22 protein-coding genes and 2 pseudogenes are annotated in these 20787 nt (G+C 34.5%); 19 read left to right on the top strand and 5 right to left on the bottom strand.

What is annotated here, in order from left to right:
• Positions 1 to 58 precede the first annotated feature (58 nt).
• The 6 genes and pseudogenes from NST60_RS00645 to plsY all read left to right on the top strand — a co-directional run bounded on the left by NST60_RS00645 (position 59) and on the right by plsY (position 4841).
• Positions 59 to 994: a DNA/RNA non-specific endonuclease gene (locus NST60_RS00645; protein WP_341097974.1), complete on the top strand. Its 936-nt coding sequence runs from the start codon at positions 59 to 61 to the stop codon at positions 992 to 994.
• A gap of 78 nt (positions 995 to 1072) precedes the next feature.
• Positions 1073 to 1249 (top strand): hypothetical protein, encoded by a 177-nt coding sequence (locus NST60_RS00640; protein ID WP_341097973.1) that lies wholly within the window; start codon positions 1073 to 1075, stop codon positions 1247 to 1249.
• Between the two features lie 272 nt (positions 1250 to 1521).
• Positions 1522 to 1698: pseudogene (locus NST60_RS00635) on the top strand (S9 family peptidase); the annotation flags it as partial.
• A gap of 231 nt (positions 1699 to 1929) precedes the next feature.
• Complete coding sequence (locus tag NST60_RS00630; RefSeq protein WP_341097972.1) at positions 1930 to 2517, top strand: hypothetical protein; 588 nt, start codon at positions 1930 to 1932, stop codon at positions 2515 to 2517.
• Between the two features lie 513 nt (positions 2518 to 3030).
• Positions 3031 to 4035 (top strand): serine hydrolase domain-containing protein, encoded by a 1005-nt coding sequence (locus NST60_RS00625; protein ID WP_341097971.1) that lies wholly within the window; start codon positions 3031 to 3033, stop codon positions 4033 to 4035.
• A 182-nt stretch (positions 4036 to 4217) separates the two neighbouring features.
• Positions 4218 to 4841 (top strand): glycerol-3-phosphate 1-O-acyltransferase PlsY, encoded by a 624-nt coding sequence (plsY, locus tag NST60_RS00620; RefSeq protein ID WP_341099762.1) that lies wholly within the window; start codon positions 4218 to 4220, stop codon positions 4839 to 4841.
• A gap of 484 nt (positions 4842 to 5325) precedes the next feature.
• On the opposite strand, the gene pdxR is transcribed toward plsY, so the two are convergent.
• Entirely contained in the window at positions 5326 to 6723 is a 1398-nt protein-coding gene (gene pdxR, locus NST60_RS00615; RefSeq protein ID WP_341097970.1) for a MocR-like pyridoxine biosynthesis transcription factor PdxR, read from the bottom strand.
• Between the two features lie 148 nt (positions 6724 to 6871).
• On the opposite strand from pdxR, the gene NST60_RS00610 reads away from it, so the two are divergent.
• The 4 genes from NST60_RS00610 to NST60_RS00595 all read left to right on the top strand — a co-directional run bounded on the left by NST60_RS00610 (position 6872) and on the right by NST60_RS00595 (position 10415).
• Entirely contained in the window at positions 6872 to 7393 is a 522-nt protein-coding gene (locus NST60_RS00610) for an ECF transporter S component (protein WP_412758699.1), read from the top strand.
• Between the two features lie 1226 nt (positions 7394 to 8619).
• Complete coding sequence (locus NST60_RS00605; RefSeq protein ID WP_341097967.1) at positions 8620 to 9009, top strand: DUF3841 domain-containing protein; 390 nt, start codon at positions 8620 to 8622, stop codon at positions 9007 to 9009.
• 96 nt (positions 9010 to 9105) lie between these two features.
• Positions 9106 to 9987: an NAD-dependent epimerase/dehydratase family protein gene (locus NST60_RS00600; RefSeq protein WP_341097965.1), complete on the top strand. Its 882-nt coding sequence runs from the start codon at positions 9106 to 9108 to the stop codon at positions 9985 to 9987.
• A 119-nt stretch (positions 9988 to 10106) separates the two neighbouring features.
• Entirely contained in the window at positions 10107 to 10415 is a 309-nt protein-coding gene (locus tag NST60_RS00595) for a hypothetical protein (RefSeq protein ID WP_341097964.1), read from the top strand.
• 39 nt (positions 10416 to 10454) lie between these two features.
• Here NST60_RS00595 and NST60_RS00590 read toward each other — a convergent pair whose 3' ends face one another.
• Together NST60_RS00590 and NST60_RS00585 are read right to left on the bottom strand one after the other, a co-directional pair.
• The gene (locus NST60_RS00590; RefSeq protein WP_445304386.1) at positions 10455 to 11624 is read right to left on the bottom strand and encodes an MFS transporter; all 1170 of its coding nucleotides are present in this window, start codon (positions 11622 to 11624) and stop codon (positions 10455 to 10457) included.
• A 72-nt stretch (positions 11625 to 11696) separates the two neighbouring features.
• Positions 11697 to 12374, bottom strand: coding sequence for a FadR/GntR family transcriptional regulator (locus NST60_RS00585; RefSeq protein ID WP_341097963.1), 678 nt, complete (start codon positions 12372 to 12374; stop codon positions 11697 to 11699).
• 241 nt (positions 12375 to 12615) lie between these two features.
• Between NST60_RS00585 and NST60_RS00580 the strand changes: the two genes are divergently transcribed.
• The 6 genes and pseudogenes from NST60_RS00580 to NST60_RS00555 all read left to right on the top strand — a co-directional run.
• On the top strand, positions 12616 to 13308 hold the full coding sequence (locus NST60_RS00580; protein WP_169188443.1) for a response regulator transcription factor: 693 nt from the start codon (positions 12616 to 12618) through the stop codon (positions 13306 to 13308).
• On the top strand, positions 13286 to 15556 hold the full coding sequence (locus NST60_RS00575) for an MFS domain-containing histidine kinase (RefSeq protein ID WP_341097962.1): 2271 nt from the start codon (positions 13286 to 13288) through the stop codon (positions 15554 to 15556). Before NST60_RS00580 ends, NST60_RS00575 begins: the two co-directional genes overlap by 23 nt.
• A 2-nt stretch (positions 15557 to 15558) precedes the next feature.
• Positions 15559 to 15729: a hypothetical protein gene (locus NST60_RS00570; RefSeq protein WP_341097961.1), complete on the top strand. Its 171-nt coding sequence runs from the start codon at positions 15559 to 15561 to the stop codon at positions 15727 to 15729.
• A gap of 114 nt (positions 15730 to 15843) precedes the next feature.
• Complete coding sequence (locus NST60_RS00565) at positions 15844 to 16764, top strand: ketopantoate reductase family protein (RefSeq protein WP_341097960.1); 921 nt, start codon at positions 15844 to 15846, stop codon at positions 16762 to 16764.
• Between the two features lie 35 nt (positions 16765 to 16799).
• Positions 16800 to 17132 carry a histidine phosphatase family protein gene (locus NST60_RS00560; protein ID WP_341097958.1) on the top strand — a complete coding sequence of 111 codons (333 nt, stop codon included), beginning with the start codon at positions 16800 to 16802 and terminating at the stop codon, positions 17130 to 17132.
• 13 nt (positions 17133 to 17145) lie between these two features.
• Positions 17146 to 17370, top strand: a pseudogene (locus NST60_RS00555) (histidine phosphatase family protein); the annotation flags it as partial.
• 243 nt (positions 17371 to 17613) lie between these two features.
• Here NST60_RS00555 and NST60_RS00550 read toward each other — a convergent pair.
• Together NST60_RS00550 and NST60_RS00545 are read right to left on the bottom strand one after the other, a co-directional pair.
• Positions 17614 to 18117 (bottom strand): GNAT family N-acetyltransferase, encoded by a 504-nt coding sequence (locus NST60_RS00550; RefSeq protein WP_341097957.1) that lies wholly within the window; start codon positions 18115 to 18117, stop codon positions 17614 to 17616.
• A 197-nt stretch (positions 18118 to 18314) separates the two neighbouring features.
• Positions 18315 to 18569 (bottom strand): YueH family protein, encoded by a 255-nt coding sequence (locus NST60_RS00545; protein ID WP_016205279.1) that lies wholly within the window; start codon positions 18567 to 18569, stop codon positions 18315 to 18317.
• A 222-nt stretch (positions 18570 to 18791) separates the two neighbouring features.
• Here NST60_RS00545 and NST60_RS00540 point away from each other — a divergent pair, with 222 nt between their 5' ends.
• The 3 genes from NST60_RS00540 to NST60_RS00530 are packed head-to-tail and all read left to right on the top strand — an operon-like array spanning position 18792 to position 20729.
• On the top strand, positions 18792 to 19163 hold the full coding sequence (locus NST60_RS00540; protein ID WP_016205280.1) for a GntR family transcriptional regulator: 372 nt from the start codon (positions 18792 to 18794) through the stop codon (positions 19161 to 19163).
• Positions 19156 to 20031 carry an ABC transporter ATP-binding protein gene (locus NST60_RS00535; RefSeq protein ID WP_341097955.1) on the top strand — a complete coding sequence of 292 codons (876 nt, stop codon included), beginning with the start codon at positions 19156 to 19158 and terminating at the stop codon, positions 20029 to 20031. Before NST60_RS00540 ends, NST60_RS00535 begins: the two co-directional genes overlap by 8 nt.
• Complete coding sequence (locus NST60_RS00530) at positions 20028 to 20729, top strand: hypothetical protein (protein WP_016205283.1); 702 nt, start codon at positions 20028 to 20030, stop codon at positions 20727 to 20729. Before NST60_RS00535 ends, NST60_RS00530 begins: the two co-directional genes overlap by 4 nt.
• Positions 20730 to 20787 lie beyond the last annotated feature (58 nt).

Here is a 20787-nt window from a genome sequence, read left to right as displayed (position 1 = left end):
CCTAACATTCCGATATTTTCAGAAGGAATAATATAAAACTACCATGGGAGAGCATAGAATGAAAAAGAAAATGAACTATTTAATCATGATTTTAATGACCATTTTTATGGTTGGTTGTACCAACGTAGAAGATACGTCCAATAAAAATGGAGAAACAGATTCACAAAAAGTAACCACAGATAATACAAATAAAAATAGTGAAGAAAAAGAAACTATCACTAATGTGGATGAACGAGTAGCGGAGGAAACTCCAACCCAATCAAAAAAAGAACTGTTCAAAGGATACAAACTTATTGAAGTGGATGGTGGTGATTTGTCTGGAAATCGTGAACCTAACGTCGTGGTTGACATTGGTTATGGGGACCGTGAATACTGGGCATTTACGAATGAATACGGGCAATTAGTACGTGTTGTTGCCGATGAAATCATTCTACAAGATGACGATAATGAACCTGTATTATCGTCTGGTAGATACTACCCTGATGAGGCAAAGGTTCCTGGTGTGGAAAGTGACGTTTTAGATGAAGGACATATCATAGCTGATTCTCTCGGAGGGGTATCGAATGCTTATAATATTACCCCACAAGATAGTACGCTCAACCGACATGGTGATCAAGCTTATATGGAAGAAGTGATCCGCAAGGCAGGTGGAGCCACAAATTTTGAAGCAATTATCACTTATCCGAATACGGAAACGCAGATTCCTTCCAGTTATCAGTATACCTATACAATGAACGGAAATGTCATTACGGATTCATTTGACAATGTGAATCCTGACGAAGTAAACGAATCACTCGGTTTAACAGGTAGTGAGCCTTCCGATTCAAGTAGTTCAAACACAAACGATGATATTTCTAGTATTGATACAAACGGTAATGGTATCGTGACAATCGCAGAAGCAAAAGCAGCCGGTTTCAGTATGCCAATAACAAGTGATCACTGGTTGTACAAATATATGCGCGATAATGATAACGACGGTATGGTTGGGGAGTAAGTCTCTAGACCTTTAGGAGATCGGAAAACTCCTTCGACACTAAAAACTTATATTAATCAATAAAAAGGAGGGGATTTTTTGAATTCATTCATCGAAGTAACGGATAAAAAGTCCAAAGAAAAAATATTGATTAACACTTTGTTAGTAATAGAAGTAAGAGAAAATCGTATAACAGTAGCGAATGGTTTCTCCGTAAACATATATAAAACCGTAGAAACTTACGAGGAAATAAAGGCTAAATTGAATGCCAGATAATATTCTTTTTACTTCAAAAAAATATGAAACGAAACAAACGATAAAAATGTAGCTGATACTATCAGTTGCATTTTTTTGCACTTCTTAACATCTCAACAGTCATCTAATTTAATTTATGGACAGCACGAAATAAAAGTTGCTTCACACGTTTTTTGTGAGCTACCTTAGTTGCAGTTGGCTTCAAAATGTATGCTTATAAAAGTAAATGGGCAAGATTTTCTTAACATTTTTTGAGAGAATTTACCTATTAATTACAATCTAGTGATAGAATTGCTTATGAGCTTTATCAAGGCTTAAGAGATATGGAAGTTGAAACCGAATTAATTGTATTTAAAGGAATGGCTTATAGTTCCGACCAACCACAAATTAATGCCACTATTATGAATCAGAATTTGATATGGTTTTCATACTATCTTCTTGGTGAAAGTATAGAAGGTTTAAAGTTTTAGAGGGGAAGTGGAAATGGAGGAAGGTTGTAACCTAACTTATTAAAAGTGGTGAATGGATGTACTAATAGGTGTTAATAAAAAGCGTTTAAAATTAGGAAGGATTAACGCTTATTTTGTTTGAAATAAATGGTATTTGGCTTATGTAACTATAGAAGTAGGTTAGCTTAAGAAGGATATTTTTCACAAACATTGAATTACTTTATAAAAGGGATGACTTTAGGGGGAAATGATGTGATTGATAATAGACGTTTAAAAGAGTTTGAACACGAGATAGATGATGCTTTGCAAGGAATCTCTGATACAACAATTTTATTGAATTTCCAACAAGCTATTGTCAGCTTATATCCTCATTTAATACCGATTAATGCCTTTGCATATGATTCTTGGGATGATATTGTAATGCCTTTATTTTATGAGATGGTTTACAATACTTTTGCTTTTAAATATGGCATTGATATTAATTGGAATGAAACGCATTCCTATATGTTTTCTTTAAGATGCTACAAAGGGATAAATCATATTGAATGCATTCCCAAGTACCATTCTTTTGCAGTTTTAGTAAACGGACAGTGGATTGAGATGAATAATGATGATTTGGTAGAAAAGGTACTCGTTTTTAAGTCTTTTGGGGATGGGATATATTCTTTAACAGGTGGACTTGATGAAGAAGATGCTTACAATGTAAGTTTTAACCTTATAGAGGTTGATATTGTTTCGACAAGCACAGGTAATCCTTTTAAAACAAGTGTATTTATTAATAAAGAACAGCTAGACTTTGTGTTTGTTGCGGAAACCTATGATCACAATATAAAACGTTAATTTCTTATTGTACTAACGGGGTATGTTGATCTAAAAAGGATTAATGCCTTTTTTTGTTGAAGTTATTATACTCACGGGGCAGGTTAGTTGAAGAAGCCTATTTAGTAGGCTCCTTTGTCTTCTGAGCTCTCTTATATTTTAATATGTCGGTAATCCCCCATAAGGAAATTACAATAACAAAAAATATATCAAATGGTGTATTGAATGTTGTGTTTAGTAAAATAGCAACAATAAGTATTACATAGCATACTAGCTTGGCAACCAAAATTGCAAATTCAGATTTAAACATATAATCAACACCCGCCAATCAATATTTATTAATACAACTATACGCTTAAAATGTATAATAGTTTCACTATAAAATATTTGTAACAATGGGGAAAGAATGTCTGTAATAATTGAACCCTTGCTTGTGGGAGAAAAGGGGGAGGATAGTGAAAGAAGGACTTCTATAATTTGTAGAGAATAGTAGTAAGGGTAATATACAAATTATGGATTTAGAGGAGTAGTAGTATGGAGTATCTTGATAAATTGGTTACATGGGTAGAAAATATTAGAGAAAAAAATGGGAGTAGTAGCTCATCATTATATATTTTGAAGAATAACGAAGTAATACTTGAACATTATAATGGCTTTCATTCAAATTCCACTAAAGCACCTCCGATCACCTCAACCTCTCAATTTAACGTAGCATCTGCTAGAAAGAGCTACCTTGGATTAGTAGTGGCCTATGCACTATATGAAGGGAAAATTAAGAGCCTCAATGATTATGCCATTGATTACTTTAAAGATATGGATGAAGAGTTATTAGGTAAAACAACTTTAAGTCATTTAGTTACCCATTCACACGGATTACACGAAAAAGATGATGGTACTATTTTTCGAGAGTTTGAACCTGGGCAAAATTGGGCTTATAGAGGGATTAATGTGTTAATGATGACAGAACTAGTAAATCGTCTATTTAACATGAGTTTTCCAGATTTTTTGGAAGAAAGAGTATTTTCAAAATTAGGATTTAGGGAAACAGCTTGGCAAACGAAAGAGAGTGAATTATTAGTAAAACAAATCATTAATCGCGAAGATGAAGGGACCTTCAAACTAGGGAATTCTGCTGATGGAATGGAATCAAACTTACATACCACTGCACGGGAGTTTGCAAAGTGGGGAAACCTTCATTTAAATAAAGGGTTTGCAGATGGAAAGCAGATTGTACCAAAAGAAGTTATCGAGATTGCAACTCAAATTCAAAGTCCTCATTACAGAGATAATAAGCTACCACTGAATGGGTTGTATTGGTATGTGCAAGGGAATCCAACAGCTTACAGTGAGCTTGGTGATAGGGTTCCGAAAGGTTCTTATCAAATATTAGGAATAACAGGACCAACTCTTTTGGTTATTCCCAAATACAATGTGGTCGTTGCAAAGATGTACAATAAACGTTATAACTATGGAGGAGAAAACTACCTTTATTACTTAAAGGAATTTAGTAATTTAGTTGCGGATATCTTTCAAAATTAAAGAGTGTTGATATGTGTTGTACAAAAATATTTGTGTGTAATTCGATCTGAATACACACTTTTGGAGCTAAAGGGGCAGTTTAATTAAAGAAGGTTTTCTAGTTTTAAAAAGAGAATATTACCATTTGGATAAGTAAAGATTTTTATTGCTTGAAAGATAAGTGAGAGAGAGTGTGATGATTGATGATGGACGTTTTAAGGATATTTGTTGCCTTGGTTTTGGGGTATCTTTTAGGAAGCCTTAATACTGCTGTGATTGTAGGAAAAATATATGGCAAGGAAATAAGAAGTCACGGAAGTAAAAATGCCGGTCTTACTAATACTCTAAGAGTATTAGGTAATTCTGCTGCTGCATTTGTACTTGTGGGTGATATATTAAAGGGCATTATTGCATGTTTTATTGGCTTATACTTAAATGTTTACTTTTTCTCTGGGGATGTTAGTGATTGCTTAAGCCTTCTATCGGCAGGAGCAGGAGCAGTAATAGGGCATAACTGGCCGATATATTTTAGGTTTAAAGGAGGTAAGGGAGCACTTACAGCAGTGGCTGTATTATTTATGGCTGACTGGATTTTGGCAATTCTATGCATTGGATTTTTTGTGATATTAGTCGCTGTAACTCGTTATGTTTCTTTAGGATCAATAGGTGCTACAATACTTGTTGCTACTATTTCATTTATCCCATTTTGGGGTCATACTTTTTACTTTAATATATTTGTTTGCTTAATGGCGGTTATGGTAATTTTTAGACATATGAAAAATATTCAAAGGCTACTTTCAGTATCAGAAAGTAAACTCTCTTTTTAATTAATTATTACGTAAATTGTTTCAACAATGAAATTATTAGTTGAGGTTCTTTTCTTTTCAGCAATAGGTTGCATCATACCTGTATTATTAATGAACAAAATACGGGAGTAGAAAAGAAATACATACATACGAACGGGCACATTGAACCTAATGAGGATATTGTGCCTTTTTTAGGTTGTTACAAATTTAAGTAGAAGGTGAAATATTGTACTTAAACTAACAGGTGCTTTCAATAAACTAGGCTGTTGTTTGATATGGCTAAAGCTATAATATATGGTTAATGAAACAGAACCCACCACGCCTCTTTACTAATGCGGACCAAGGTGGGTCATTTTATTTATTCAAGGAGAAAATGCTTTGGATTCTGAAAAAAATAGCTATCATAATCATTCAGTTTAAGAAGAATTAACACATACTTCTTAAATAATACTGCGCCATAATCTAAACCAAATAGAGATTCTAGCTGGAGTTGGTTCAAGCTTAATTATTTTGCCATTTCCCAGCATTGCATTAATTGGTGAATGCTTTCCTCGATTTTCTCTAGTGGGATGCCACCAAACCCTAACAGGAATGTTGGATACTTATATTCTATGGGTTCTAACAGATAATCGGTTAAAGGATAAATGGAGATATGGCTTTTTGCTGCGATGGCTTTTAACTCTTTTTCACTTTTTTGCAGCGGAAGGGAAATTAAAATATGCATCCCGGCTTGATCTCCAGTGATAATGACTTCAGGATAATCCGTTTTAAAGATATGGGTCAGTTTATCAAGTTTCTTCCGATAAATTTTCCGCATACGGTTTAAGTGTTTTGAAAAATAACCGTCTCTCATGAAGCTGGCTACTATATGCTGGTCGAATCTTGGGACAGTTGCTGAATAATAACTGAATGTTTCCTTATATTTTTTCAGCAATGTGGAAGGCAAAAGAAAATAGGCCAATCGCAATGAGGGCATTAATGATTTGGTGAACGTACTTAGATAAATCACCTTATCGTTTTGGTCCATCCCGTGTAAGGCGGGAATGGGTTTACCAGTGTAACGAAATTCGCTGTCGTAATCGTCTTCAATGATATAGCGATTTTTACTTTTTGCTGCCCACTGCATTAACTGTGTTCTTCTTGTGGCGGAAAGAATTGCACCTGTCGGAAATTGGTGGGAAGGCGTAATGTAGACCACATTCGCATTTGTTTTTTCAAGTTGTTCCACAATCAATCCGTCTTCATCAACTGGAATAGGGATCGCTTTATTTTGCAGTTGAATTCTAGGGCTTGCTGAATAGCCAGGATTTTCAAGGGCTAAGTTTGAATCATTTTCAAGTAACCTTAAAATCATGGGAAAGAGTTGTTCTGTTCCTGAACCAATCACAATTTGCTCCGGTTTACATATAATCCCACGCGATTGATATAGGTATTTGGCTATTTCAGTCCGTAAAGTGTATTCCCCTTGGGGTTCTCCAATCTGTAGCAACTCCTTCGACGGGGTATCATATAAAGTTTTTGCATACTTTCTCCACTGTGAGAAGGGAAAGGACTCTGTATCGATTTTTCCAGGATGAAAGTCAAATCGGATCATTTTTACCTCCGTATCCTCCATAGGCAACTCAACGTGTTCTGTTTCAATATATGGTAATTCATTTATATCCTCTACAAAAAAACCAATCCGCGGTTTTGATACAATAAATCCCTCTGCAACCAGCTGAGCATATGCCACTTCAATGGTTGTTTGGCTGATGTTTAAAAAATCGGCCAATTTTTTTTTTGAGGGGAGTTGCGTTCCAACTTCAATTTGTTGGCTCAAAATAGCGGCTTTGATTCCCATATAAAGCTGCTCATACAAGGGTTTTGTTGCGTTTTTATTCAATTCAAACATAAGCATATCCATTCGGGAATCCTCCTTTCTGACCACGTTATTTTTATAAAAATTGACACTTTTTATATTGTCAGATTTTATTATACTAGTAATCATGGAAAAAGAGGAGATTCTTTTTTATAAACTGAAAACAAACACTTGAAGGAAGAGGATGATTTGCATGTTTGCGACTGAACAAAACAAAACGAGAATTCTGGTTCTCAATGCACTATTTATTACTTTAACGTTTCTTGCCACAATGTTTATCAACATCAGGCTGCCATTGATGGGAAATGGGGGACTAATCCATTTGGGAAACGTGCCGTTTTTGATTGCTGCGTTTATTTTTGGCAAGAAATCAGGTGCGATTGTAGGCGCTTTTGGAATGGCTTTATTCGATATTATGTCAGGATGGACATTATGGGCTCCGTTCACATTTGTTATCGTTGGTACTATGGGATATATAGCTGGACTTATTGTGGAAAAGATGCCTGGCAAAAAATCTTTTGTCTATCTACTAGCAGTTGCTGTTGCCATGATCATTAAAGTTGTCGGCTACTATTTTACAGAAGTGATCCTTTATGGAAACTGGATCCTGCCGTTCGGCTCCGTCCCAGGTAATATCATGCAACTAGTCATCGCCGGCATCATCGTCGTGCCACTTACAAAAGGATTTAAGCAAAGAATAATTAAGAGTGCCTGACACCACAAAAAGACAAAAGGTATTTAAATGTCCTTGCTGAGAGGACATTTAAATACCTTTATTTATTGATAAAGATAAATTATGCTTCGAAATGTAGTAGATTTAGTGGTAGCTTAATCTTCTTAAAATATAAGTAACCCCGTTCAAACAAATTAACATTAATAACTCGACAAAAGAAAAAACAATAATAGTTAAAAATAAATCAAAGTAGAATTCGCCTTCAGATAAAAAATCTGACTTATCCGTTGTCAATGATTTAAATAGAAAGAATAAGAAAGTGGAGAAAAGGAGTCCTATATAAATACATAGCCAGTGAGAATAAAAATTCACCTTAAATTTACTGCGCCAAATCCATAAATTTAAAGGCAAAAAAGTGAAAAGAAAATATAAAAGTTGCAAAAGGAAATTGGGATATTTAACATAAAAGAATAGATACTGATGTAGACAAAAAATAACGATATTTATTAATAAGATTAATGAAAATGAGCGCTTTTGCTGCAAATTCATACCCCCAGTCAAAATACATTTAATCATGAGAGGAAATCAAGGTTAATTCCAAAAAAAAGAAGTAACGACAGGTATTACTGGCACTACTATAAAAATAAGGATATTACCAATAAGGCAGCTAATTTTAAAGAATCCTTTTTTTCCTAAGCAGCCAAAGATTATCCCAATGAGAGGAAAAAGTCAAAGGAGTAATAAAGAGAGGATTGGAAAAAGGGAAACTCATAAAAAACGCAAGAATATAAGCCACAAGAGATATAAAAAAGGCTGTTTTCGTAAAGTTTGTTACGATTACCCGCAGCCGGAATACACTTCGCTTTCCGTGGGGCTCGCGCTGAGCCGCGGTCTGCTTACAGCCTGCAGGGTCTAAGCTGTCTCGCTAATCCCACAGGAGTCTACGTGTATTCCGGCTGCTCCATTATTTCAACTAATTCTTTTTTACGATTAAAAAACAACAATTCTTTAGAAAACAGCCTAAAAAATAATAAAAGATCCATCGCTAAAGAAATTCTATTTCCTATAATCTCTTTTTCTTTTTTTGTATGATATTACCATAATGGAGGTTTTTCTGAAATAGTGAAATAAAGGATAGGAAGTTTGATAGATGCCTGTATACTTCACCAACCAAGCAGTAGAAGTGGTCAATAACTTAAATAAAAACGGCTAACGGGGAGTTTGTGGATAAAGATTTCCTCCCTTCCTATAAGTGGATGATTGAACAAATGGATAAGAGAATAAATAATAATGGTTTGATGCCTATTTGGCTATGGGCGACAAAACCGAAATTAAGCGAGGAAGGTCATTTTAACAAAGGAACAAAAGCTGTATGTTTAACAGTTGAAATACCAGAAAATAAAGTTCTTCTTTCTGATTTTGATGCTTGGCACTGTGTGTTAAATGATGGCTTTTGTACGATTTCAGAGGAAGAAGATAGTTTGTTTGATCAGGGGAAATTAACGATTACAAAGGAACAAAGCTGGGAAAGAATATTTCACTTAGCGAAATTACGCAACTCAGAAATGTGGAATAATGGGGACCAAATTGTTCAGGGAGTTACATCCGTGATTCAGAAAGAACAGATTTTGAACATAGAATATTTTATTGCTAATTAAGATCGATTCATGGAAATAATATAATGAATGCAAAAGGAGGAAATATCTTTTCCATATGGAATGTAATACGCATGTCATTGTTTAGGAGTGAAATAGATGAAAAAAATATTAGTACTTGGTGGAACGCGTTTTTTCGGAAGAAAGCTTGTAGAAGTGCTGTTGGAAGAGGGGCATCAGGTTACGATTATGACCCGTGGGACAACAAGTCATCCATTTGGCGATCAAGTGGAGCATATCATCGGTGATCGCTCTATGAAGGAACAACTTAAAAATCATTTTGAAGGACGAAAATTTGATATTGTTTATGACAATATTTGCTATACATCGAATGAAGCAAGGGATTTCTGTGAAGTTTTTAACGGGAATATTGGCAAGCTTGTGTTTACCTCTTCCTTATCAACCTATTCTGCAGATGGAAAAGAAAAAAGTGAAGAAGATTTTGATCCATATCACTATCCTATAGTATGGGGAGATAAGGATGCTTTTACATATAATGAAGGAAAGAGACAAGCGGAAGCCGTTTTCTTTCAGTATGCAATATTTCCAGTTGTGGCAGTAAGGTTCCCCATCGTGTTAGGGAAAGATGATTACACTCGTCGTTTGCATTTTCATGTGGAGAAGATTCAGCAAGGAAAAACAATAGGATTTGTTAATATGGAAGCAGAAATGTCCTTTATTCTTGCCTCAGAAGCTGCTGCATTCTTAAAATGGGCAGGTTTGTCAGACGTGAAAGGTCCATTTAATGCAACGGCAAATGGAAAAATTTCAATGGGAGAATTAATCCGTATGATCGAAAAGATTACAGGGCATGCTGCGAAAATAACTTTAGAAGGTGACGAGGAAAATACATCTCCATTTGCGATTCCTGCCACATGGTATATGAATACGGAAAAGGCAGAAAAAGCGGGTTTTGTGTTCACTAATCTGGATGAATGGTTAAGACCTTTGATTGAGGGGATTGCAAGTAATAGTAAATAAAATTTTAACATCATTAATTCCTTCATTATAAGGATATCCTTTTTCCTGCACTGGAAAGAATAGCGATTTTTTCTAACGGAAATACTAGAAAAAACAGGAATAAAGGGAGGAGGAAAACGATGCCTCGCAAAGATGAAGAGATTAGCGAAGAGGTAGAAAAGGAACCAACTAATACGAAAAAGAAAGAAGTAGAAGTAGATAAACTAAACCGCATGTTAGTGGCAGTGTTGGAGTATATTTCTGATGAAGAGGTAGAAGAAATCGACATCGATTACATATTGGATCAAACGGCAGGACTTCGTGACTGGTGGAATCAATATAAAGAGAAGAATCGCAAACTTATGGAAGAGGAAATTAAAGAATCTTTAGGAGAATTATCACTCGCACAACTGGAGAAAATCCGGGAACAAATTAAAGCTAAGCAATAGCAAAAATGGTTTTCATCGTGGAGGATGAAAACCATTTTTTTAACTATTTGAAGGTACTGAACTTTTTTCTTTCCACCTAGATAAAGCAATAATCATAATGCAACAAAGAATCATCATCATGACAAATACTTGCTTATCATAAGAGATATAGTCCCTTATTAATCCAGCTATAATGGGAATAATCCCACCAATTATGTACCCAATTCCTTGCATCATCGAAGTCCAGGCACTTGCTTCTTGGGAAGAGTTTGTGGCGTTTAATGGCAAAGCTAAGGCAAGGGGAAATAATCCTCCAAGTCCTACAGCAATTAGTCCGGTAGCAATCCAAGGAGTGACTAGGGGATAAAGGAACAGCAATAAACCAATAAGCACGAATCCAATACTACTTAATAACCAAGCTTTTTCGTTTTTATATAGATCAGCTAGAGAAGGAATTAGGAAGCTAAAAATCATTTGAATAATGGTAAAAAAGGTAATGAGTGTCCCAGATTGAGTGCCGTTAAAGCCCATTGATTGAGCAATTGGTGCAAGCCAAGTACTAATCGTGTAAAAAATTCCCGATTGTAAGCCAAATAAGAGCGTAAACATCCATGCTTTTTTATTTTTCCATGGTAGCAGAGTTGGTATCTTGGAGGTAAGAGCAATCTCTCTATGTTTGACCATTTGTGGATACCAAAAAAGAAAACCGATTACGGCAAAAATGCTCCAGCTTGCAAGAGCCAGTTGCCAAGAGTTATTTAAGTGCTTTTGCAAAGGTAACATCAATCCAGCGCTAAAGGATGCTCCTAATCCCATCCCTACAGAATAGATGCCAATCATCATCCCGATTTGATGGGGGAATTGTTGTTTGATATAACCAGAAACAAGTGGTCCGGCGATCGCTATGCCAATCCCGATAAAAAAGGCGGTAAAGAGCAAGGTGAAAGCAGAATGACTGAAAGCGCGTAAAGCAGTAGCAACTCCAATAAGAACTAAGCAGGCAGCAATTGTTCTTTCTAAACCGAATCGTGCACTTATTTTCACTGCAAAAAATGCAAAAAGCCCCATGCAAATAACCGGAATTGCGGTCAATAAACTAACAATCCCATTGGATAAATGTAAATCAGCTCGAACGCTTTCTAAAACTGGGGAGATTGCCGCAATACTCGTTCTTAGATTAAATGATACGAAAAAAAGTGCCATAATCATGAAAGCTGTTTGTTTCTTCATTTTCAGTCCATCCTTTTATTTTTAATATATACATCATATCATCAGATGTTTTGTGTTGTAAATAAGGAGCTGTTATAGCTCCAAGTTTTTTTGTACACATTGAAGGGCTTTTTCTTCCTCTTGGTTTAAAATAGCGTCAAACAGTTGTTGATGGATCACGGAATTATCCCTGTAGTTTTTTTGATGTAAAAGAAAATTACTTAAAATCTTTGTTAACACAGGAGTAAAGGATTGATAGAGATCTAATAAAACTTTATTATGGCTCGCTTTGGCAATAGCAAGATGAAATTCAATATCGGCTTCTACATAGGTGGCATAATTTCCATTTTGCAAGGCGTGGTACCGTTTATCTAACCATGATTTTATATGTAATAAATCTTCTTGCGTTCTTCGTTTGACAGCCAATTTGACGATCTCTTGATCTAACATCGCCCTTGCTTCATAAATATCGTTTGTATCCGCCTGCCTAAGCTGTTGATCAAAGGATGTTTCATTTGCCCAATCCAGTGAGATAATTCGTGTCCCTCTTCCTTGCTTCACTTCAAGAATACCAGCATGCACGAGCACCTTTATAGCCTCACGAAGGGTTGAACGACCAACCGAAAATTCTTCCATTAACTGGGGCTCAGGAGGAAGGCGATCCCCAACTTTAAAGACACCAGAAAATATTTTATTTTTAAGTTGTTCAATGATTTCATCTGTCAATTTTCTTCCTGTTACTTTAGAAAATGAGGATGAATGATTCGTCATGCTTTTCACTCTCCTTAACGATAGCACATGTCCTTCTCCGTATAATTTAATTGTTCTAAATATACCATAGTTTAAAAAGAAACATAAATAGTGGATGTGAACACCATCTTCCTTTGATAGAATAAGAGGATGGAATATCTTAGTAGAATATTAAGAAATTCTTAAGAATTTTGCTTATGGAAATTTAAGATTTTTTTCATATGATAGAGACATCCAAGAGAGAGAGAGCAGGTGCGTAGAGTTGGGGAACTACAATGTGTTAGTAGTAGATGATGAAAAAGAAATTAGAGATGCAATTGAAATTTATCTTAAAAACGAAGGAATAACGGTTTTAAAAGCAAGTGATGGTGTAGAAGCTTTAGATCTATTAATGGAAAAAACGATCCATTTAATTCTAATGGATATAATGATGCCGAATTTAGACGGTATTTCTGCTACTTATAAAATTAGGGAGCAAAAAAATATCCCCATTATTATGTTAAGCGCAAAAAGTGAGGATACCGACAAAATATTAGGATTACAAATTGGAGCAGATGATTACATAACTAAACCTTTTAATCCCATGGAACTAGTCGCAAGAGTAAAATCACAACTGAGAAGATATGTGACACTTGGAACTTTTGATGGAGTAAAGAAAAAAATAGATTTAAATGGTTTAACCTTAGACCAAGAGGCAAAGGAAGTCGCGGTGAATGGAGAATGCGTAAAGCTAACACCGATTGAATACAAAATAGTAGATCTATTGATGAAAAATGCAGGCAGAGTATTCTCTATTACAGAAATTTATGAAAGTGTATGGAAAGAACCTGGATACAATGCCGAAAATACGGTAGCAGTACATATTCGAAAAATACGTGAGAAAATCGAAGTAGATCCAAAGAATCCTCGATTTTTAAAGGTGGTGTGGGGCATTGGCTACAAAATCGAGAGGTAAAGCTCTTTTTTTAGTTTGGACATTACTTATTACAATCGGACTTAGTGGAATTACATCTTTAGACATATGGTTTAATAGATATTTGCAAACAGATTATTATAAAACCGCTATCTTTCAAAATAGGATGAATTACTTTATTGGTCTTCTTAGTGATTATGAATTATATTCTGTTCCGCTAGAAGAAGCAAAGAAGAACATCACAGTGACGCAAGAAGAAATCAATGATTACCGTTATTATTATGGAGATCTTAATGAACAAATTCAAAATATAAAAAGTCAGTATGAGGAGCAAATTCAAACAGCTAAAGAGACGGGAAGCAATGAAGCAGAACAGCTATACATAGAAGAAAGAGATAAGAAAATCTCTGATATAACGAAAAATTTTCAAAGTGATGAATATGTAGAAGCAAAGATAGAAAAAGAAAAATTACGACAATTAGATGAATACTATCAAGAATTACAGTACGGGGAATACGATTATAAAGACTGGGCAGATTCTTTCCAGTATTACTTTAAAAATAAGAAAACAGGAGAAATAGTAACAAATCTAAATCCTTCCAAGGGCGAAACCGTGGAGAGTATGTTGAATCAGAAAAATACAAAATTTCTTCAGGATATTCATGTTGATCCAAAAGATGAGTGGGAGCATCAATACATTTCATTAGATTCTCCTTGGTATGAGTTTGGTTCGTCAGATACAGTTGCGACTGAAGTTTCGATTTTAAATGGCATAAAGAAGAATATAGGCAGCTTTGAGGGACAAATTGCTGTTCCTGACAACTTAAATGCAGATAGTATGTTAAATAAAGACGAGGAAAACTATAAAATACAACAAAAACAAGTAATTTGGTTTAGTGTTATTAGTATCATCAGTTTAGCTGTAAGCTGTTTTTTCCTCTTAACGAGAAGAAGCATCTTAAAAAAATGGGAATTGTCGTTTTATAAAAAAGTTCCGATTGATATTGGGGTTATTTTACTGTTAATTAGTATAATAGTTGCGATAATTGGTCTTTGGGGAGTATATGATCAATTTGAGATCCAATTGTATAATGAAGGGGAATCTTGGAAAGATGTTATTCTATTTGGATGCTTAGCATGGCTTTTTATATCCTTATCATTTGTCCAAATATCTCATTTATATAAAGATAAATTAAAAGGGCAAAAATTAACTTGGGCAAATACATTTATAAATACATGTTTTAAAGCGATGAAAAGACCTTTCATTCTATTATTTTCGAGTAGAACACCGCTGACTAAATTGATTCTCTGTTTGGTTATTGTTTTCGGATTAGGCATTGGATTACTATTGACGATTATGATTCCAATTATCGCTCCACTGTATCTTGTAGTATTGATTATTATTGGAATCCCAGCCATCAATTATTTAGTGAAAACTACCAACTCACTAAATGAGCTTGTTGTATATACAAATGATATAATGAGTGGTCAAAAAGTGAGTGATTTAGCTATTAAAAATTCTAGTGAACTTGCAACATTGGCAGATAATATCAATACATTAAAAAATGGTGTAATTATCTCTCAAAATGCACAAGCAAAAAGCGAACGACTAAAAACAGAATTAATTACGAACGTCAGTCATGATTTACGGACTCCATTAACATCGATTATCAATTACACAGAATTATTGAAAAATAAAAATCTATCAGAAGAAGAAAAAGAAGGATATGTAGCCATTATTGACAGGAAATCACAACGGTTAAAAGTATTGATTGATGACTTATTTGAGGTCTCTAAAATGGTAAGCGGCAATGTGGAACTAAAAAAGGAAAAGGTAGATTTAGTCCAGCTTTTACAGCAAGCATTAGGGGAATATGATGAAAATATAAGAGCTTCCACTCTTGATTTTCGCGTTACCAAACAAGAACCATCGATTTATGCAGTTGTTGATGGGCAGAAGCTTTGGAGAGTATTTGATAATTTAATAGGTAACATTTTGAAATATTCTTTAGAGCATTCACGTGTCTATATTTCCATTAAACTAGAAAAAGAGCAAGCTATTCTTCAATTTAAAAATATATCAAAGTATGAGCTTGATGATAATTTGGATGAATTATATGAGCGTTTTAAACGAGGCGATACATCGAGACATACAGATGGGTCAGGTCTTGGGCTTGCAATTGCCAAATCGATCATCGACCTTCATGAGGGAATGATCACAATTGATACAGATGGGGATTTATTTAAAGTTACGCTAGCGCTGAATGTAAATGACATGCAGCAAAAATAAACATGAATAAAAAACAAGCAACCCATCTGTATGCATTAGTATATCCGATTATTAGGAATAAAACGACCGCAAAAAAAATAGTAATTGATATGCTTCAGGACAATCATAAATTAGGAGAGAAAGAGCTTGCTCGCAAAGCGATTAATAGAGCGATTGAAACAGTAAAAAGATAAGATAGGATAAAAATACTTTCTTTAATTATAAAAAGGAAGTATTTTTTTTAACTAGAAATTTATGTTAAAATAGTGGAAAGATTGCGAATAATCACGGAAGGAAGGAAACAGAAAGTGGCTATCAAAAAAATCGGTATAGTTGGGCTTGGAGCGATAGGCGCAGTATACGGAAAAATGCTTCAAACCATCGAAGAATTAGAAGTGAAAATCATTGTCGATGAATATCGGAAAACAAAATATGAAAAAGAAAAGTTTTACATAAATGGAGAAGAAACGTCCTATCATTATATCAATCCAGAAACACAATCAGACTCATTTGATTTGCTTCTCCTCGCAGTAAAATATGGACAACTCCAAGAAGCAATCTCCCTTATTCGTCCATTTGTAGGAGAACAAACAGTTATCCTATCCTTATTAAATGGAATTACGAGCGAAGAAGAAATTGCAAAAAGCTATGGAGAAGAAAAGGTTCTCTATTCGATTTGTAATGGGATTGACTCAACAAGAGAAGGGAACCGAATTTATTATAGCAATGCTGGAATTATCACTTTTGGGGAGAAAGAAAATTTAGTACTGACGGATCGCGTGAAAGAAGTAAAACATTGCTTAGAACATGCAAATATATCAGTGGATGTACCAGCAGATATGGAAAGGGCATTATGGAATAAGTTCATGATAAATGTAGGCATGAATCAAGCATCTGCCGTTACAAGAGCCCCTTATGCTTTATTTCAAAAAGAAGGACCAGCAAGAGAACTAGCCAAAAGTGCAATGAAAGAAGTAATCAAACTAGCACAGGCTAAACAAATTGATTTATCCGGCCATGATATGGAGTATTTTTTTGATAATGTCTTAAGCAAAGTAAGTGGAACTGGAAAAACTTCGATGCTGCAAGATATAGAAGCAGCTAGAAAAACAGAAGTAGCTCTATTTGCCGAAAAAGTAATTGCCTATGGGCAAAAACTTGGGATCGAAACACCTATTAATCAAGCATTATATCGAATTATTAAAACAGTAGAGGAAATGCAGGGGTAAGAAGAGATAAAAAGGATTTCTTACGGAGGATATAGATGAAAATATATTTGATAAGACACGGAGAGACCGACTGGAATGTACAAGGAAAAATTCAAGGTAGTAAAAATATTAAACTAAACTCTAAAGGGATTATTCAAGCAGAACAATTAAGTGAAAAAATCGTTGATCTACAATATTCCTTCTCAAAAATATATTCAAGTCCACAAGAGAGAGCGGTTCAAACAGCTGAAATTTTGAGCAGAACAACAGGAATAAACTATATAATAAGAAATGGTTTACAAGAAATTGACTTGGGAGAATGGGAAGGAAGATCGTGGAGCGAAGTTCAAGAAATATACCCAAGAGGATACGAACAATTGATTCAATAATCGCAGATATACGAAACCACCAAAAGGAGAATCGTATCAAGAAATGTTAGACCGTTTTTTGTCAGCATTAAGTAAAATAATAGCTGAAACGAGTAAAGATATTGTAATTGTTACCCATAGCGCGGTAATTATGTGTTTACAATGTTATTTAACAAATACACCATTTGAAGAAATGACAAAATTTAAGACAGAAAACAGTTCAATTACAGAGGTAGATGCAAAGTTGATTAGTGTATAGTAATTAATTAAATCTATAGAACGGAGAAAATCTATTGGTTCAAAACACACAAAATCTGTACTCACGGCCTTCTTTCTATTCTTTTTTAGAAAAAGTGAGTAGCTTAAATACACGTAGACATCACAGTGGAATAGCGAGAAAAGTGAGAACCGCCTATACTAGGAGGTTCACAGCTCTCGTTCCGGGGAAATCGAACTACCTTCATGCTGCGGATGGGTTACTAGCAGTAAGTATACATAAATATTAAAAAACAAACCCAAAATAAGCTTCTTCCTGATCTGTATCCTCAAAATATTTTATCCCCAAATATTGAAAACCAATTTTGCCAAGAACTTCTAAAGAAGCTTTGTTTTCAATGCTGGCAGAAGCAATTACTTTTTGCAAACTTCCTTGTTCTTTAGCAAACATCATACATGCACTAGCTGCTTCTGTAGCATAGCCTTTATTCCAATTGTTTTTTGTGAAATGGAAAATAAGTTCCACTTCTTCGATAGAATCCTCGATATTAAAGCCGGCAGCCCCAATTACTGTATTGTTAGCTAAGTCAATAACACCATAAACCGAGAGACCAAAATCACCTTGACATTGCTGATAAAAATCAATAACTTGAGGCAATAATGCAGAGGAAGTACTGCCTCCACAATATTTCATTACTTCTTCATTTCCCCAAAACTGTTCGCACGCCTCAATATCTTCTATTGTTAATAAACGAAATCCTAATCGCTCACTTGTAAAAAGAAAATCCAATAAAAAAACTCCTTTAATATATTCTATTATTCATTTAAACATTTTAGCCTATAGGAACAGTTTCATGCAAAATTTAATGAAGAGAGAGAGGAGCAGAAGAATGGAGGAATATATAGAAATGAAAAGCACAAAAGATAAGATTATTATCTTTTGTGCTTTAAGTATGTTGAAATATAATGGAAAAAAGAGATAGAAACTCATTTTGAATTTTCATACTTGCCAATAGATGTTGTGATACATTCTGCTAGTTCAGAACAATTCCCTTCATACATATGAAATGTTAAAGAATGAAGCAAATGATCGAATTGGTCAGGTGGTGAATCCGTATTACTTAGTTCTGTAGACCAGTTAATTTTAGGGATAGAAATAATAAAAGAATTAGTTGTTTTCATGATATATAATTTCGTATCAATTAAACCTGGTGGAGCAATATCTTCTCGTACGGTAATCATTCAACAACCTCCCCATTTTTATTTCCATTATACTCCTTTTTTTCGACGTTTTTTTCCAAAAATAGAATATTTAAATAAAATGTTAAATGACTGTTATCTTTGCAATATAAAAGGGCTTTTGTATCTATACTCACCTACTATAGTTTGACAAAAAGAAACAACCGATGTATAGTTGATTACATAACTAATCAACCGTTCAACGTGTGAAGGAAGGAGTAATCCGTGAAAGCTGTTTTTGATGACTCAAAGCCTATTTTCCAGCAAATTTCAGATATGATTGCAAATGAAATTGTGGAAGGGGAGTTAGTGGAAGGTGATCAAATCCCTTCTACGACTGAAATTTCAAAGTTTTATCAAATTAATCGTGCTACTGTTCAAAAAGGACTTGCAGCATTGGTTGAGGCTGGATACGTATATAAGCAACGTGGCGTTGGCATGTTTGTTTCAAAAGGTGCCAAACAAAAGCTGCTTGAAAAGCGTAAAGAAGAGTTTTACAAGGAATATGTAAAACCGATGATGGAAGAAGCAAAGCGTATTGAAATAAAAAAAGTAGAATTACTTCAAGTAATTAAGGAGGATTATACAGATGATTAAACTTGAGAATGTCTCGTTTGCATATGGCAATATTCCCGCTCTAAAAAATGTAAATATTTCAGAAACTGAACCAATCATTATGGGACTTTGGGGTCGGAATGGATCTGGGAAGACGACGTTTATGAAGCTTTTATCGGGTATGGAAAATATTGATGCTGGTTCTATCAATGTGAATGGTATTACCCCATATAACAATAAGGAGGCAATGAACAATATAACGTATATCCAAGAAAATCATCCCTTCTCCGTACTTTGGAATGTTGAGGATACCTTACGTTATGGGGAATTGTTTAATAAAAACTGGGATATAGAGCTAGCTGAGCATCTAATTGCATTATTCGAACTTCCAAGGAAAAAGAAAATCAAGAATTTCTCTAAAGGGATGCAAACAATGTTACAAATTGTCTTGGGGCTCGCTAGTAAAGCTCCTGTAACCATTATGGATGAACCAACGAATGGGCTTGATGCATATATGAGAAAGCAGTTTTACGATGCACTCCTTAATACGTATGAGGAAGATCCTCGCTTCATTATTTTATCTACCCATCATATTGATGAGATTGAAGCAATGTGTGAAAAAATCGCGATTATTAACGAACAGACAATTGTGCGTTATGAAGAAACAGAAGAGTTGAAAATGCATGGTGTTCTATTATCCGGATCAGCAAAATCGATAGAGTCTTTAATAGAAGGACATACAATTTTAGAAAAAAGAAAACTTGGAAAACAAATCAATGTAATGATTGACGACATATTTACAGATGAGTGGAAATTAAGAGCTAAAGAAGCTGGTGTTACGGTGGAAAAAGCAAAATTGCAGGATTATTTAGTTAACTATACAACAAAGAAAGAGGTGCAAAAAGGATGAATACTTTTACTGGACCATTCCGATTAATGATGAGAGAAATGAGTCTAACATTTTATATAAATGCTGCCATTACTTTTGTGCTCTTCGCTTTTTATAATATTTTAGGGTTTATGGGTGTAGCAGATGCTGGAGTATTTATCTTGTTCGGACCTTTATTCATTGTCTTTCTCATCTATCCGTTTGCTAATTTTAGTGGCTACAAATATATTCTTTCATTAGGCGGAACTAGAAAACAGTTTGTTTTGGCTTTGTATCTTACAGCATTCATTTATAGTATTAGTAGTGTAGTAATCCTTAATTTATTTTATCTAATCACCAATAATATAAATAGTACGATTAATCTTTTGCATTTAGCAGAACTTACGAGTAGCTCCAATTGGCTTGTATATCTATGGGTAGATTTTTGTTGGATATTCTTTTTATTTAGTTTGGGAATGATTGTAAAAACGATTTGGTTTAATTATGGTACCGTATTAACACTTACTGTAGCTACGTTACTCCTAATTATCGGTACGATTATCGTTGTTTTTGGAGATATAAGCTGGTTATTAGAAGTCATTTTCATGAACCATCTCCAGTTTGTTACCAGCTTATTTGGGATATCCCTTGTTTTTCTTCTGTCCTCCTACTTATTAATGCAAAACGCACCTTTAGAAAAAAGTGATCGTTTGCTTTGGAGACAAAAGAAAGCATATTAATCCTTAAAATATAAGGAGCCAAACAAATACGAATTTGTTTGGCTCCTTTATATTCACG

Origin of the sequence: Niallia sp. FSL W8-1348, from assembly GCF_038006745.1 — a bacterium.
Lineage (GTDB): Bacteria > Bacillota > Bacilli > Bacillales > Cytobacillaceae > Niallia > Niallia alba.
Note: the sequence above shows the minus strand (reverse complement) of the source record. Positions and strands in the feature narration are given on the sequence as shown.

Bases quoted from the DNA above. Each gene is read 5' to 3' on its own strand.
- NST60_RS00645 (WP_341097974.1), top strand. From the start codon at position 59: ATGAAAAAGAAAATGAACTATTTAATCATGATTTTAATGACCATTTTT.
- NST60_RS00625 (WP_341097971.1), top strand. From the start codon at position 3,031: ATGGAGTATCTTGATAAATTGGTTACATGGGTAGAAAATATTAGAGAA.
- plsY (WP_341099762.1), top strand. From the start codon at position 4,218: ATGATGGACGTTTTAAGGATATTTGTTGCCTTGGTTTTGGGGTATCTT.
- pdxR (WP_341097970.1), bottom strand. From the start codon at position 6,723: ATGGATATGCTTATGTTTGAATTGAATAAAAACGCAACAAAACCCTTG.
- NST60_RS00610 (WP_412758699.1), top strand. From the start codon at position 6,872: ATGTTTGCGACTGAACAAAACAAAACGAGAATTCTGGTTCTCAATGCA.
- NST60_RS00605 (WP_341097967.1), top strand. From the start codon at position 8,620: ATGGATAAGAGAATAAATAATAATGGTTTGATGCCTATTTGGCTATGG.
- NST60_RS00600 (WP_341097965.1), top strand. From the start codon at position 9,106: ATGAAAAAAATATTAGTACTTGGTGGAACGCGTTTTTTCGGAAGAAAG.
- NST60_RS00595 (WP_341097964.1), top strand. From the start codon at position 10,107: ATGCCTCGCAAAGATGAAGAGATTAGCGAAGAGGTAGAAAAGGAACCA.
- NST60_RS00590 (WP_445304386.1), bottom strand. From the start codon at position 11,624: ATGAAGAAACAAACAGCTTTCATGATTATGGCACTTTTTTTCGTATCA.
- NST60_RS00585 (WP_341097963.1), bottom strand. From the start codon at position 12,374: ATGACGAATCATTCATCCTCATTTTCTAAAGTAACAGGAAGAAAATTG.
- NST60_RS00570 (WP_341097961.1), top strand. From the start codon at position 15,559: ATGAATAAAAAACAAGCAACCCATCTGTATGCATTAGTATATCCGATT.
- NST60_RS00560 (WP_341097958.1), top strand. From the start codon at position 16,800: ATGAAAATATATTTGATAAGACACGGAGAGACCGACTGGAATGTACAA.
- NST60_RS00545 (WP_016205279.1), bottom strand. From the start codon at position 18,569: ATGATTACCGTACGAGAAGATATTGCTCCACCAGGTTTAATTGATACG.
- NST60_RS00535 (WP_341097955.1), top strand. From the start codon at position 19,156: ATGATTAAACTTGAGAATGTCTCGTTTGCATATGGCAATATTCCCGCT.
- NST60_RS00530 (WP_016205283.1), top strand. From the start codon at position 20,028: ATGAATACTTTTACTGGACCATTCCGATTAATGATGAGAGAAATGAGT.